The 13889-nt window shown below is 41.7% G+C and carries 12 protein-coding genes; 9 read left to right on the top strand and 3 right to left on the bottom strand.

Translation table 11 applies throughout. The features are described 5' to 3' along the window. Positions 1-2 precede the first annotated feature (2 nt). From DXA54_RS00390 to DXA54_RS00380, 3 genes are all read left to right on the top strand, one after another. Positions 3-698 (top strand): response regulator transcription factor, encoded by a 696-nt coding sequence (locus DXA54_RS00390; RefSeq protein WP_004295780.1) that lies wholly within the window; start codon positions 3-5, stop codon positions 696-698. Positions 699-721: 23 nt separating this feature from the next. After that, complete coding sequence (locus DXA54_RS00385; RefSeq protein WP_004295779.1) at positions 722-1495, top strand: hypothetical protein; 774 nt, start codon at positions 722-724, stop codon at positions 1493-1495. An 81-nt stretch (positions 1496-1576) separates the two neighbouring features. After that, positions 1577-2125 (top strand): hypothetical protein, encoded by a 549-nt coding sequence (locus DXA54_RS00380; RefSeq protein ID WP_004295778.1) that lies wholly within the window; start codon positions 1577-1579, stop codon positions 2123-2125. Between the two features lie 139 nt (positions 2126-2264). Here DXA54_RS00380 and DXA54_RS00375 read toward each other — a convergent pair whose 3' ends face one another. After that, positions 2265-3272, bottom strand: coding sequence for an SDR family oxidoreductase (locus DXA54_RS00375; RefSeq protein WP_004295777.1), 1008 nt, complete (start codon positions 3270-3272; stop codon positions 2265-2267). A gap of 203 nt (positions 3273-3475) precedes the next feature. On the opposite strand from DXA54_RS00375, the gene DXA54_RS00370 reads away from it, so the two are divergent. The 3 genes from DXA54_RS00370 to DXA54_RS00355 all read left to right on the top strand — a co-directional run bounded on the left by DXA54_RS00370 (position 3476) and on the right by DXA54_RS00355 (position 6977). Further along, positions 3476-4378 carry a helix-turn-helix domain-containing protein gene (locus tag DXA54_RS00370; RefSeq protein WP_004295775.1) on the top strand — a complete coding sequence of 301 codons (903 nt, stop codon included), beginning with the start codon at positions 3476-3478 and terminating at the stop codon, positions 4376-4378. Positions 4379-4408: 30 nt separating this feature from the next. Further along, on the top strand, positions 4409-5308 hold the full coding sequence (locus tag DXA54_RS00365; RefSeq protein ID WP_004295774.1) for a helix-turn-helix domain-containing protein: 900 nt from the start codon (positions 4409-4411) through the stop codon (positions 5306-5308). 385 nt (positions 5309-5693) lie between these two features. Then, a complete protein-coding gene (locus tag DXA54_RS00355; protein ID WP_008648011.1) occupies positions 5694-6977 on the top strand; it encodes a clostripain-related cysteine peptidase in 1284 nt (427 codons plus the stop codon). Between the two features lie 272 nt (positions 6978-7249). On the opposite strand, the gene DXA54_RS00350 is transcribed toward DXA54_RS00355, so the two are convergent. Continuing rightward, a complete protein-coding gene (locus tag DXA54_RS00350) occupies positions 7250-8419 on the bottom strand; it encodes an RtcB family protein (RefSeq protein ID WP_120078812.1) in 1170 nt (389 codons plus the stop codon). Between the two features lie 139 nt (positions 8420-8558). Here DXA54_RS00350 and DXA54_RS00345 point away from each other — a divergent pair, with 139 nt between their 5' ends. From DXA54_RS00345 to DXA54_RS00335, 3 genes are all read left to right on the top strand, one after another. Beyond that, positions 8559-9470 (top strand): SDR family oxidoreductase, encoded by a 912-nt coding sequence (locus DXA54_RS00345; protein ID WP_120078811.1) that lies wholly within the window; start codon positions 8559-8561, stop codon positions 9468-9470. A 402-nt stretch (positions 9471-9872) separates the two neighbouring features. Continuing rightward, on the top strand, positions 9873-10151 hold the full coding sequence (locus DXA54_RS00340) for a LysO family transporter (RefSeq protein ID WP_004303461.1): 279 nt from the start codon (positions 9873-9875) through the stop codon (positions 10149-10151). After that, positions 10148-10768, top strand: coding sequence for a lysine exporter LysO family protein (locus DXA54_RS00335; protein WP_120078810.1), 621 nt, complete (start codon positions 10148-10150; stop codon positions 10766-10768). Before DXA54_RS00340 ends, DXA54_RS00335 begins: the two co-directional genes overlap by 4 nt. A 28-nt stretch (positions 10769-10796) precedes the next feature. On the opposite strand, the gene DXA54_RS00330 is transcribed toward DXA54_RS00335, so the two are convergent. Beyond that, positions 10797-13394: a helix-turn-helix domain-containing protein gene (locus DXA54_RS00330; protein ID WP_120078855.1), complete on the bottom strand. Its 2598-nt coding sequence runs from the start codon at positions 13392-13394 to the stop codon at positions 10797-10799. Positions 13395-13889: the final 495 nt, after the last annotated feature.

Raw genomic sequence — 13889 nt, 5'->3', positions numbered from 1 at the left:
TCATGAGTAAAAACAAAATTACCGTATTACTGGTAGAAGACGAACAGACGCTCGCCATGATTATCAAGGATACACTTGAAGAAAATGATTTTATCATTCATACGGCGAATGACGGTGAGGAAGGACTAAGCCTTTTCTTCGAACTTCATCCGGATGTACTTGTAGCCGATGTGATGATGCCGAAAATGGATGGCTTTGAAATGGTACGTCGCATCCGCCAGACGGATAAACAGACTCCTGTCTTATTCCTGACTGCCCGTTCGGCCATCAATGATGTGGTGGAGGGGTTTGAACTCGGAGCGAATGATTACCTGAAAAAACCTTTCGGTATACAAGAGCTGATTATCCGAATCAAAGCACTGATGGGAAAGGCTTTTCTCTTCACAGAGAATAAGGTTGCCAATCATTTTGAGATAGGAAGCTATCTGTTTGATCCTGTTGCACAAACTTTATTACACGCAGGAACGAGACAGGAACTCTCTCATCGTGAATCGGAAATCTTGAAACGGCTTTGCGAAAACCGGAATCAGGTGGTCAACACGCAGGATGTCTTGCTCGAACTTTGGGGAGACGACAGTTTTTTCAATTCCCGAAGCTTGCATGTGTTCATTACCAAATTGCGGCATAAACTCTCGCAAGATGAACAGATACGTATTGTCAATGTACGGGGAATCGGTTATAAACTGATTGTCAACTAAACTCTTTAACACCGCAAAGTGCCATGAATAAAAGACAGTTCACAGGATTTATGTTTTTACTTTGTACCTGTACCGCATTTGCGCAACAGGTGGAAGTAAAAAAGGATAGCATCGGCCGTGCGGTTCTTCTGCCACCGGAGCAAAAGCAGCCATTAAATATGGATAAGGAGGGCTTCATCTTACCCGATATGAATATAACGCCGAACGACAGGAAGCCAACCATTCAAACGGATAGCATGACGCTTCATATATCTCCTCCCGAATTTATGGATACTCCCTGGCCTACTCCCAGACTGGGTACTTCTTTCGATCCCTTCAGCCGTGACTATAATCGGTCGGATATTTTCGGGATCAATGCTAACAGCTATTTAAGTACGTATAGTTTGCATAATACGTATCCTACCATGGGGACGCATATTCAGGTAGGTGCCATTTATACGTATGCCCCTAATGAACGATGGGAGCTTTCAGGTGGGCTGTTCAGTGCCAAGTACACAATGCCTTCTTTCCAACATGGTGCCAGAAATGATTTTGGTTTTAGCGGTTCGGCTGCTTACCGGATTAATAAATTTCTGCGTATACGGGCTTTCGGCGAATATTCTGTGAATGGCGAACGAAATGCTTCGCAGGGATATCTCACTCCTATCTATCCGCAAAGCGGTTATGGCATGATGCTTGAAATCAAATTCAACGATTATATCGAACTCCATGGAGGTATGGAACGCTCATACAACCCGATGAAAAGGAAATGGGAGACGGCTCCTGTCGTTTATCCGGTGATTAAATTGAAAAGATAAGTTTTTTTCTAAGAAAACATAACGGAAGCGGATAGTCAGGTGGAAATTATCTATCTTTGTGGTAAATCAACCTTTACGAAGATGAAAAAACTGATTCTATTTCTTTCGCTGATATTATCGGTCGGTTTTGCATCCGCACAGTCGGAAATTCCTTCCGATAGTATTCGTCGTGCTCCATCTACCAATATCAAAGAGTTTGGTGGTTTTCTGCTGGATATGGGGTTAATGAACGTAGCAACTCCCGAACTTCCCAAGTTTAATTTAGATATGCCTAATATGACGAAAGATTATAATCAGCTCTTTCGTTTAAACACGGATATTACCTATTCTCAAGGATTCACCGACTCTTTTTCTTCGTCTTCTTACTCCGGGTTTGCCGGTTTTGGATACGGATATGGTTGGGGATTGTCTTCTTCTCCACAGTTTATGCAGATGGGATCTTTCAAACTGAAAAACGGAATGAGAATCAATACTTACGGAGATTACAACAAGGATGGCTGGCGGGTGCCTAACCGTAGCGCTATGCCTTGGGAAAGGAATAATTTCCGGGGAGCGTTCGAACTGAAATCTGCCAATGGTAATTTCGGAATACGAATTGAGGTGCAGCAAGGAAGAAATGTTCCTTATTAAATAATAATTAGGCACGGATTACACGTATGTCACGGTCTTTAGGGTTATCATTGCTGAAAAATAACCGCGTTAATCCGTGTAATCCGTGCCTAAAAAATAGCGATTAATTAGTGGCAGGTACTTATTAAAATCAGGAAAATCAGAAGGCTTTGTCTGCCGCACTGATTGCATTGGCTATACGGTCACACCACGAATCAAATTCCGGATCGGGTGTTTGAGTTTCCGGATGAGAAAGCATATAATGTACAGCTTGCCGCAATCCGTCCGCCATAGAGATATGGCATATAAAATCTGGGACGAGCCGCTTTATCTTCGAATTATCGAAAACAACCGTAGCTGCTTTATCTCCTAAGAGTTCCCCCCTGAAATCATAATGATCGCTATGTTTGGCAAGGAAATCGGATGCTACGTGCAATGCGTTCAGAGGTTTGCCTAACGCATCGGCGATTGTCTGGTAAATCTGATTCCAAGTCATACTTTCATCGGTAGTGATATGAAAAGCGTTCCCAATGGCATGTGGATTCGCCATCAGTCCAACATAGCCTTTGGCAAAATCTTTGGAGTGAGTCAGTGTCCACAAAGAGGAGCCATCGCCGGGAATAATGACAGGTTTGCCGTCAAGAATCCGTTTGAGAATCTGCCAGTTTCCCTTATCTCCATGTACGGCTACGGGAGGTTTGGTTCCGTTATAGGTATGGCTGGGACGAACGATGGTCACCGGAAAACCACTTGTCCGGTAGGCTGACATCAATACCTCTTCCGCTTCTATCTTGTTTCTGGAATACTGCCAGTAGGGATTGACCAGAGGAGTGCTTTCGGTAATGCGATAATCGGTTAATGGCTTTTGATAGGCAGAGGCACTGCTGATAAAGATGTATTGCCGCGTTTTATTCTGAAACAGGCGGATATCACGCTTTACGTCTTCTGCCGTATAACCGATGAATTGCGCAACCACATCGTAATGTTCAAGTGCGATGGCTTTTGCCACAGCTTCTTCATCATTAATATCCGCAATGATACTGTGAATTCCTTCCGGCATTTTTTTTGAGCCGCGGTTAAGGAGAGTAATCTCCCACCCTCTCTGTTGCGCCAATGCAACTACATCTGTACTGATAGTACCCGTTCCTCCAATGAATAATGCTTTCATAAAACCTGTTTTTTATATTCTCCGGAGCAAATATATCAATTCCATGACTTACTTCCAGCAATCATTGCCATTTATTTTTCCGCCCGCAAGTTTATGTAGTATACAGATTACTGATTCTTGTACCCTTATTACTGATTTGAGGTATGAAATAAAAAAGATACCTCCAAATGTTTTATCTTTGTATCAGATTAATAACAAAGCATATGGATGAAATAACAAAAATTGAAACCGTCGATCAGTATGACCAGTTGTTTGGACTGGAGACATTGCACCCTTTAGTTAATGTAATCGACTTCTCAAAAGCTACCAAGTCGGTTGAGTATATCCGTATGAACATCGGATTCTATTGTCTGTTCCTGAAAGATGCCAAATGCGGGGATCTCACATACGGACGTAAGAATTACGATTATCAGGAAGGAACGGTTGTCTGTATGGCACCGGGACAAGTGAGCGGAATAGACAACCGTAACCGAACGGCTCCCCGTACCAAGTCGATTGGGGTTTTATTCCACCCCGATTTAATCCGTGGAACTTCATTAGGACAGAATATCAAAAACTATACTTTTTTCTCTTACGAGGTAAATGAGGCATTGCATCTTTCAGATCAGGAAAGAGAAATCGTAACCGATTGCATACATAAAATCCGGCTCGAACTGGAGCATACTATCGACAAGCATAGCAAGCAACTTATCGTACGGAATATCGAACTGCTATTGGATTACTGTATGCGTTTCTACGAACGGCAGTTCATTACACGCAATCAGGCGAATAAAGATATAGTCGTTAAATTCGAGCAATTACTGGACGAATATTTCCAAAATCAGGTGGCAATGACCGAAGGACTGCCATCCGTGAAATACTTTGCAGACAAGGCATGCCTCTCTCCTAATTATTTCGGGGACCTGATAAAGAAGGAAACCGGAAAAACTGCACAGGAATATATCCAGTGCCGAATTATCGAACTGGCCAAAGAAAGAATACTGGAAGGTGTTCAAACTGTCAGCCAGGTAGCTTATGAACTGGGATTTCAATATCCACAGCACTTCAGCCGGTTATTTAAAAAGCATGTCGGCTGCACCCCGAACGAATATAAACAAAAAAACTAGACGTATTTTAGATACAGGAGTCTCAACATCATGGGAGATAAAGTACTCAAAATAGGAACCGTGCATCAATGCAATTGTTGCCTGGGGAGTAAGACACTACACCCGCTGGTAAGTGTCATCGATCTCTCAAAGGCTGACTTGTCAGCTCATACGGGCATCAAGTTCGACTTTTATACGATTCTATTGAGTGAGTGTAAATGTGAAGCGTATATGTATGGTCACCAGTATTATGATTTTTCGGATGGTACTTTGCTCTTCCTTAGTCCCGGAGAGTCTATCAATATGAAGGAAAACAGTAAGAATTTTCCTTCCAAAGGATGGATATTGGCTTTTCATCCCGATCTGATTTGTGGCACTCCGCTCGGACTTAATATACATAACTATACTTTCTTCTCTTATCTGCCTGAAGAAGCATTACATATATCTTTGCGCGAGAAGCAAATCATTCTGGAGTTTATGGATAAAATAAACCAGGAACTCGAACGTTGCATTGACCGACATAGCAAGAAGATAGTTTCCAAGTATATAGAACTATTGCTGGATTACTGTATCCGTTTCTACGAACGCCAATTCATTACACGTAATGAAGCGAATAAAACGATTATCAAACAATTCGATAAAATCATAAATAACCATTTTGAAACGAAACAGGTACCGACTGTCGATATACTTTCACATAAGTATTGTGCGAACCTGCTTCATTTGTCTCCTGAATATTTCAACGACTTACTGAAGTATGAAACGGGGAAATCATTTAAAGAGTATATCGAGTTCAAACGCTTCGAGATTGCCAAAGATTGGTTGGTGAATACTGATAAAACAATCAATCAGATAACGCAAGAGCTGGGTTTTCAGAATCCACAGTATTTCAGCCGGTTATTTAAGAAAATCACAGGTTGTTCTCCGAATGATTTCAGGATACCTAATTGAAAGTATATGTCAAAGGGATTAGAGGAAGATAAAGCAATCAAAAAGTCTTAATAAAATTTGAATTGGAATATCAAATTCTTAATCTATGTTATGAAACATACTTTTTTTCTTGGAATATTTGCTAATTTCGCAATAGTCCGTATCTTTGCAATGTGTTTTTCATAGTATTAGATTTAAGGTTAACAAAGGTTGGAGCAAGGCGTTGCTCCTTTTTTTATGTCTATACGTAAGCTCTCTCCTTTTTCTTATTCATGATAATATAGGAATTACGCTATTTTTCAATAACTTTGCAAAAAGAGAGATGTCAATAATGTCTCGATAAGACAGATCAAAAGGTTCTCTTTTTACGTTACATATAAAAAGATTATTTAATCCTTGTAGAATAATGGAAACAATGCAACCATATTATCGTCTGATGAAATCAATCCTCTTTGTATTATTTCTTTCTTTTGGCATGATTTCATGTGAGAAAGAGGATCCTGTTTCTACCTCTCCAACTACAAGGCAAACGGATGACTCAACTACTGATCCGACAGATCCCGATCCGACTGATCCTGTTGTTCGTTCGAATAATGAACAGACGGTGTTCATGTATCTACCCTGGTCGAACAATCTCACTTCTTTTTTCTATCAGAACATTGCCGATTTGAAAAGTATCATCGGAAACAATATATTGAAGAATGAACGGGTGATCGTATTTATATGTACATCGGCCACCAAAGCCACTCTCTCCGAACTTGTCTATGAGAATGGCAAAGGTGTACAGAAGACTTTAAAAAACTACGATTATCCGGATCCTACCTATACAACTGCAGAGGGCATCACTTCTATTTTGAACGATGTACAAACCTATGCTCCCGCCAAACGATATGCAATGATTATCGGATGCCACGGAATGGGATGGATACCTGTATCGAGAGCAGTTTCACGCAGCAGCTTGCAGATTAGTAAAAAGCACTGGGAGTATGAACATGCACCGATGACACGTTTTTTTGGAGGAACACAAACGAAATATCAAACTGATATTACTACGCTTGCCGGAGGTATTTCGAACGCGGGCCTAAAGATGGAATATATACTTTTCGATGACTGCTATATGTCTACGGTAGAGGTTGCCTATGACCTTAAAAACGTAACAAGCCACTTGATAGCTTCTACAAGTGAAATAATGGCCTATGGGATGCCATACGACAAGATAGGCCAGTACTTAATCGGAAATATAGATTACGAAAAGGTCTGTGACGGTTTCTATTCTTTTTATTCAAATTATGTGACTCCCTGCGGAACAATCGGTGTTACTGATTGCTCGGAATTGGACAACCTGGCGGCTATTATGAAAGAAATAAATCAGCGTTATACGTTTAACGAAGAATTAACGGGCGAATTACAAAGATTAGACGGATATACGCCTACCATATTCTTTGATTACGGTGATTACGTTTCCAAACTATGTTCCGATCCGGATCTATTAGAACAATTCAACGAGCAGCTGAAACGCGCTGTACCCTTTAAAAGGAATACCGAACAGTATTTTACAGCAATCTCTTCCTCCTACTATGGAGAAAAAATTGATATCAATACTTTCTCCGGAATCACGATTTCCGACCCAAGCACTAATCCGGGTGCTTCAAAAAAGAACGAAACAGCGTGGTATATTGCCACTCATTAAATCTACTCTAAGAAGCATACGGTGGTAGAGAGTTGATTCTTCACATGTGGTCTGTCAAATCTCTTAATAAAAATTGAATTGAGAAAACCAATTCTTAATCAATGTTATAAAACATACTTTTTTTCTTGGATTATTTGCTAATTTCGCAATAGTCTGTATCTTTGCATTGTGTTTTTCATAGTATTAGATTTAAGGTTAACAAAGGTTGGAGCAAGGCGTTGCTCCTTTTTTTATGTCCATACGCTAGATACTCCTTTAAACATGGCATGACATTATCCCTTAATCACCGCCATTGGAGCCAGCTCCATCAACGGTTTCACCAAGTCCCGCTCATTCGCTATCACTTGCGCAATATCTTTATAAGCTCCCGGTGCTTCATCCAGTTCGTTCTGCGAACGAAGTCCGTGAATGATACCTTGCTGATCCATTCTCTCCTTCTCTTCATCCAGTGACAAACGGCGACAGGCATCCTTTCTTCCCATTAATCGACCTGCACCATGCGAACAGCTTTTGAAACTCTCCGGATTACCCAGTCCCTCAACAATATAAGACTTGGTACCCATAGATCCGGGGATAATACCGATCTCGCCCTCATAGGCACGCGTAGCACCTTTTCGGTGTACAATCACATCCTGATCGAAGTGATTCTCCCAAGCTGCATAGTTGTGGGCAATATTAATCATAGGATCAAAGTCCGTTTCAGGTTTCACTGCCTGGATGGCTTCACAAATACGAGTCATCATCAACTGACGGTTGGCAAAGGCAAAGGCCACACAGTAATTCATTTCACGGAAATAATCCTTTGCCATCTGTGTCTCCATTGGCAGGTAAGCTAGTCCCGATACCATTTCAGAATACCATTTCTCATTCCAATATTGCGCAATCTTATTATAGTGATTGGCAACCTTCAAACCAATGTTACGGCTTCCGGAGTGAATCATCACCCAAACATCAGACGTTGCGGTATCTTTTTGAATCTCAATAAAGTGATTTCCACCTCCCAGAGTTCCTATCTGCTTCAAACAAGCCTCGTACTGATTCTTCAAAACAGGCATCTCTTCAAAGTCGAATCCTTGCGGAAGCAATTCCTGACCCTGCTTTTTATTCTGATGATCGAATCCCAAAGGAACAACTGCACGAATCTTCGACATAATGGAAGTCAAATCCGTATAACTAAAATCTTCCGCTTTTAGATTCGTCTTAATCGCACACATACCACAACCGATATCCACTCCCACAGCATTGGGAACAATCACGCCATTGGTAGCCAACACACCGCCAATAGGCATTCCTTTTCCCGCATGCGCATCAGGCATGATGGCAATATGTTTAAATGCAAAAGGCAGTGAAGTCAAATCCATAATCTGCGACATACAAGAGTCCTCTACTTCATCCAACCAAAGTTTAGCGGGTAAACGTGTTCCCATAATTACTTTTTCCATACATCTTTTCTTTTATCAATTCATATAAATCTCGTTATCGGGAGCAAAGTAAGAAGGGAAGTACGAAATCTATTTGCGTAGTTGATATTATTTTTTATTTTTGTAGAAATAATCTATAACATCTATAATATAGAACCTAATGAAGAAGATATTAATTATCGGCGCCAACGGATTCACCGGACGCCAGATTGTAAATGATTTATCTGCTTGTAGACAATACAAGCTGACGGGCTGCTCCCTGCATCCGGATATTCTTCCCAATAACGCGGAGGATTATCGTTTCATCGAAACAGATATACGGAATGAAGCGGACGTTAGGCATCTCTTCAAAGAGGTTCAACCCGATGTAGTCATTAATTGCTCCGCTCTGTCCGTGCCGGACTATTGCGAAACGCATCATGAAGAAGCCTATCTTACCAATGTTACCGCAGTAGGCCAACTGGCCGATTTATGCGAAGAATACAAAAGCCGGTTCATTCATTTATCTACGGACTTTGTTTTTGATGGAAAGATAAACGAAGCTGCCGGGCTGTTATATACAGAAAAAGACCTCCCTGCCCCGGTCAACTACTACGGATATACCAAATGGAAAGGAGAAGAGAGGGTGGCAGAAACTTGCAGCAGTTATGCCATTGTCCGTGTAGAAATCGTTTATGGCAAGGCACTACCGGGACAACATGGTAATATTGTACAGCTAGTAATGAACCGTCTGAAAGCCGGACAAGAAATACGTGTCGTATCCGATCAATGGCGGACACCAACCTATGTTGGAGACGTTTCGGATGGAGTGCTACGTTTAATAGAACATACGGCGAATGGCATCTTCCACATCTGTGGCGATGAATGTATGACCATTGCAGAGATTGCCTACCAGGTAGCAGATTATATGAAACTCGACCGTTCTCTTATCCATCCTGCCACCACAGAAAAAATGAATGAAAGCACTCCCCGTCCCCGCTTCAGTGGGATGAGTATTGATAAAGCCCGGACAATGCTCGGATACAGGCCCCAAAAGTTAAAAGAAATTCTTGCGAACTGGGATAAATTATAAGGGAAAGAGCACATAACCAACTTTTTACAACCATCTATCTCGTTCCGGATATTCCTTTCTCTTTATTTATTGCATATTTATTTTGAAAATATGCAATAAATAACTATCTTTGCACCAAATTCAAAAAAGACCAATGATGAATCAAACATTACAATTACATAACGCTACTCTTTTTCTTGCAGGAATACCTATTTTCTGTAAGTCTTGTTGCGTGCATGTGCATTGGTTCAGTGGATTCATCTAAATTTCCCAACTATTTCTTTACAGGAACTACCTGCTGACTTGTTTTATTAGCCATAGCAGTATTCCTTTCTGATTTTCAAGCAGATGTAACATCTTCTTTGAAAATTCTTTTGTGTGTTGTCAATCATCAGTTTAACCTAACCCAAAATATATACAATTATGTTCTCTATTATATCTACCATGTTTTTAGGAATCGGCATCGGCTATGTATTGCGTAACTGGAGTATTCTACAGAAGACAGAAAAGACAATTTCTCTTACAATATTCCTGTTGCTCTTTATTCTCGGTGTATCTATCGGTTCTAATAGCCTGATTGTGAACAATCTTGGTAAGTTCGGATGGCAAGCCATTGTTCTTGCTGTGTCCGGTGTATTGGGAAGCCTGATTGCTGCCCGTTTGGTACTACAATTATTTTTCAGGAAAGGAGGCGAACAATGAAAGGAAGTCTGATCGTTATAGTATTCTTTTGTGTAGGCTGTATCATGGGAGCTTTCAATAAGTTCGAGTTCGATACGCACACAGTTTCCATGTACATACTTTATGTATTAATGCTACAAGTAGGAATCAGCATCGGTTCCAATAAGAACCTGAAAGCCATTGTTTCACATTTGCACCCTAAAATGTTGCTGATTCCATTGGGAACAATTATCGGTACGCTGTTATTCTCCGCCCTGGCAAGTTTGCTATTGCGTCAATGGAGCGTGTTCGACTGTATGGCAGTGGGAAGTGGATTTGCCTACTATTCACTCTCTTCCATCCTTATCACCCAGTTCAAAGAACCCTCCATCGGACTGCAACTGGCTACGGAACTGGGAACCATTGCCCTACTGACTAATATTTTCCGTGAGATGATGGCACTTCTTGGTACTCCAATCATCAAGAAGTACTTCGGGAAACTCGCTCCTATTTCAGCAGCAGGAGTCAACTCGATGGATGTACTGCTGCCTTCCATCACCAGATATTCAGGAAAAGAAATGATTCCCATCGCCATCCTGCACGGCATTCTGATTGACATCAGCGTTCCCGTTTTCGTTTCTTTCTTCTGTAATCTTTAACCCTGTCCGGGAATAATAACCTTATTTATTAATGCCCGGAAACAGCCAATACAAACTTGATATCAGCATAGGAGACAGCGTCTCCTAATGCTACCTTTATAGCGAATATTCCCATGTATTCATGTTCATCCAAATACTTGCGAATCTTCGCTATATTTTCAGCTTTCACCACCTGCTCCACTTTGATCTTTCCCGAACGGACATAATGCTCCAGATGTCCGGCAATGGTTCCGGATACCAAATCACGAGCCTTGGCTATTTCATCTATATTCATTCCCTGACGGAACATTTCATAGCTAACCAACTTCGTATCTTTCTTCGCCTCCTTCTTTTTCTCCTTCTCCGCCTCTTTCTCCTGTTTCTCTGCCTCTTTCTGCAGCTTCGTCTTTCGTTGCCTTGCAGTATCATCACTATTACCGGAGGAGATTAACAGATCCGTCATCTCCGGTCTTTCCAATTGATTCTCCGCCACATACTTGCGGATAATACCCAGAATCTCAAGCCCGTATTTCTCTACTCCTTTCGCTCCAAAATAAGGTATTGCCTCCAAAGCTCTTGGACTATCCGGTAGCAGATTCACAATTCCCATCAATGCTTTCTGTTGCATAATCACATAAGCAGGGACATTCATCTCCCTTGTTTTGGCTGTTCTCCATTCAGACAGGGCACGATAAAGCTCCGGATACAGAATGTCCGTAGGAACTTCCACCTTTACCTTTTCAGCACTGCGTGTACGCTCTTTCCGTTCCTTACGTTCTTTCTTCTCTTTCAAAGCCTTCGAAGAACCGGAGGACGTAGAATCATCTTCAAGGCTCAACATTACTTTAGCCTTCAACTTCAAATAATCCGTAATGGCAAACCTCCCTCTTGTAGACACAGCTTCCAACAGAGACTCCTTAATCCACAACGCATCATCCAGTGCCTGCATACGCTCTGCTAACAGCTTTCTCAACTCTTTATTATCAAGAGGCATATTAGTCTTATTATACAAAGCCCGAACCGGTTCCAACTCCTTATGAAAATATCCGGCACCGGAACGAATCCGTTCCTGCAACTCCTCATTCACCGCATAATCCTCACTCTCATGTATCAACCGGGTATACTGATTGCGGAAACGTTGAGACACCTCCACAACCTTCTCTTTAACATGGGGAGCCAACGCCTTATATTCAGCCAACTGCTTCGGAAAGAGCTTGTACAAATCCTCATCCATAAGACGCAGCAACCGTTTATAAGCCTGATCGATCGAATAGAAATTAAACAAATCACTCAACAAATCAAAGAAATACGCCTTTTGCATATCATTCAACTGCTGGCTGCCCGGCTTATTCTGCTCCACCGCTTTGGTGAAATTATCCACCGTAGCATCACTTATTATGGCTTCCCTGCGCAAAGGAGACTCCAACACCATACCCTCCAGCGTCTTGCAACGACTCAAAGCCACGTAAGTTTGTCCATGTGCAAAGGAATTCCGTGCATCAATAATAGCACGTTCAAACGTCAAACCCTGACTCTTATGTATCGTAATAGCCCACGCCAAACGAATAGGATACTGGCGGAACGTCCCCTCTATCACTTCAGTGATTTCCTTCGTCTCCTCATTCAACACATACTTATAATTCCCCCACTCTTCCGGCAACAACTGAAATTCGGATCGATCCCCTTTACCACGCACCACAATACCCGTTTCATTAACCGCTACCACCTCACCAATCATACCGTTATAATACCGTTTCTCGGACGATGGATCATTCTTCAGGAACATAATCTGTGCTCCCTCCTTAATTGTCAGAAGTTTATCCGCAGGATACGAATATTCTGGAAAATCCCCCTCTATCTCGGCACTAAAATGATACGCCTTGCCGGGCAACGATGCCAGTTCGCGATCATTAACCCTCTGCGCCTGATTATTATGTGTCGTCAGACGAATATATCCCTCTTCTTTCTGCGGCTGAAAGCCGGGCTGATAACGACGGTTCAGTTCATTCAACACTTCATCATCCGCCTTATTCTCCCGAATTTTATTTAATAAAGAAAGGAAGAACGTATCACTCTGACGATATACTTTCTTGAGTTCAATCGTCATATATGCCGTTTCTTTCAATGCATGACTTGCAAAGAAATAAGGAGTCTCATAATGCTTTCTCAACAACTCCCACTCATTGTCTTTCACGACAGGCGCCAACTGTTGCAAATCTCCAATCATCAACAGCTGCACCCCGCCAAAAGGTTTCTCCCTATCGCGATACCTCCGCAGAGTTGCATCCACCGCATCCAGCAAATCAGCACGCACCATACTGATCTCATCAATAACCAGCAAATCCATACTACGGATGATATTCCGCTTTTCTTTACTATAACGATAATGCGTCTGGGAAGAATTAAAGGTTGTTTCGGGCACAAAAGGAGCGAAAGACAACTGAAAGAAAGAATGAATCGTTACGCCTCCCGCATTGATAGCTGCAATCCCTGTCGGAGCCAATATGACCATGCGTTTGGGCGTATGTTCTTTCAATCGTCTAAGAAATGTCGTTTTCCCGGTTCCAGCTTTTCCGGTAAGAAATAAATGGGTGCCTGTATTTTCAATGAACTGCCAAGCAAGCTGCAGTTCCGGATTATTTTCCATGCTTTTCCAATTTTCGGTAAAGTTACTGAATATTCTTTTTCTTTCGTCTTGATACGAAAGAAAAAGAACCAAAAAGAAAGAATCAAGGCTGCGTTTTTCCGGCTACTCCGGTGCTTCCTCCGGTGCTTGACGCCGGAAAAACGAGGCCGGAAGACCTGCGGGTGGAAGCCTTACAATGTGGGAAGCTTTATTATTAAAAAACTCACCATATAAAAAGAGGACATAGAATAAAAGGCTAATAGAATGATAACCGATGTAGCCTATGTAGTATAAAGAGACTTATGAAAGGTTTATACCCCTTATAAAAAAGCTTTGCTATATAAAAGCCGCAGACGTTATACGACTCAATATAGCAAAGCAGAACAATATATAATAAAACTATAAACGATATAACAGCGACTCACCAAAGCAATATCAGACATATCGCACGGCTCCCCCGCAACCCCATCCAGAACAGCTTCCCCACAAACCTACCCTACAACATTCAAGCAGCAA

The sequence above is a fragment of the Bacteroides sp. OF03-11BH genome (assembly GCF_003604005.1).
GTDB classification, from domain to species: Bacteria; Bacteroidota; Bacteroidia; order Bacteroidales; family Bacteroidaceae; genus Bacteroides; species Bacteroides ovatus.
The sequence above is the reverse complement of the archived record's forward strand: the minus strand, read 5'-3'. Positions and strand labels throughout refer to the sequence as shown.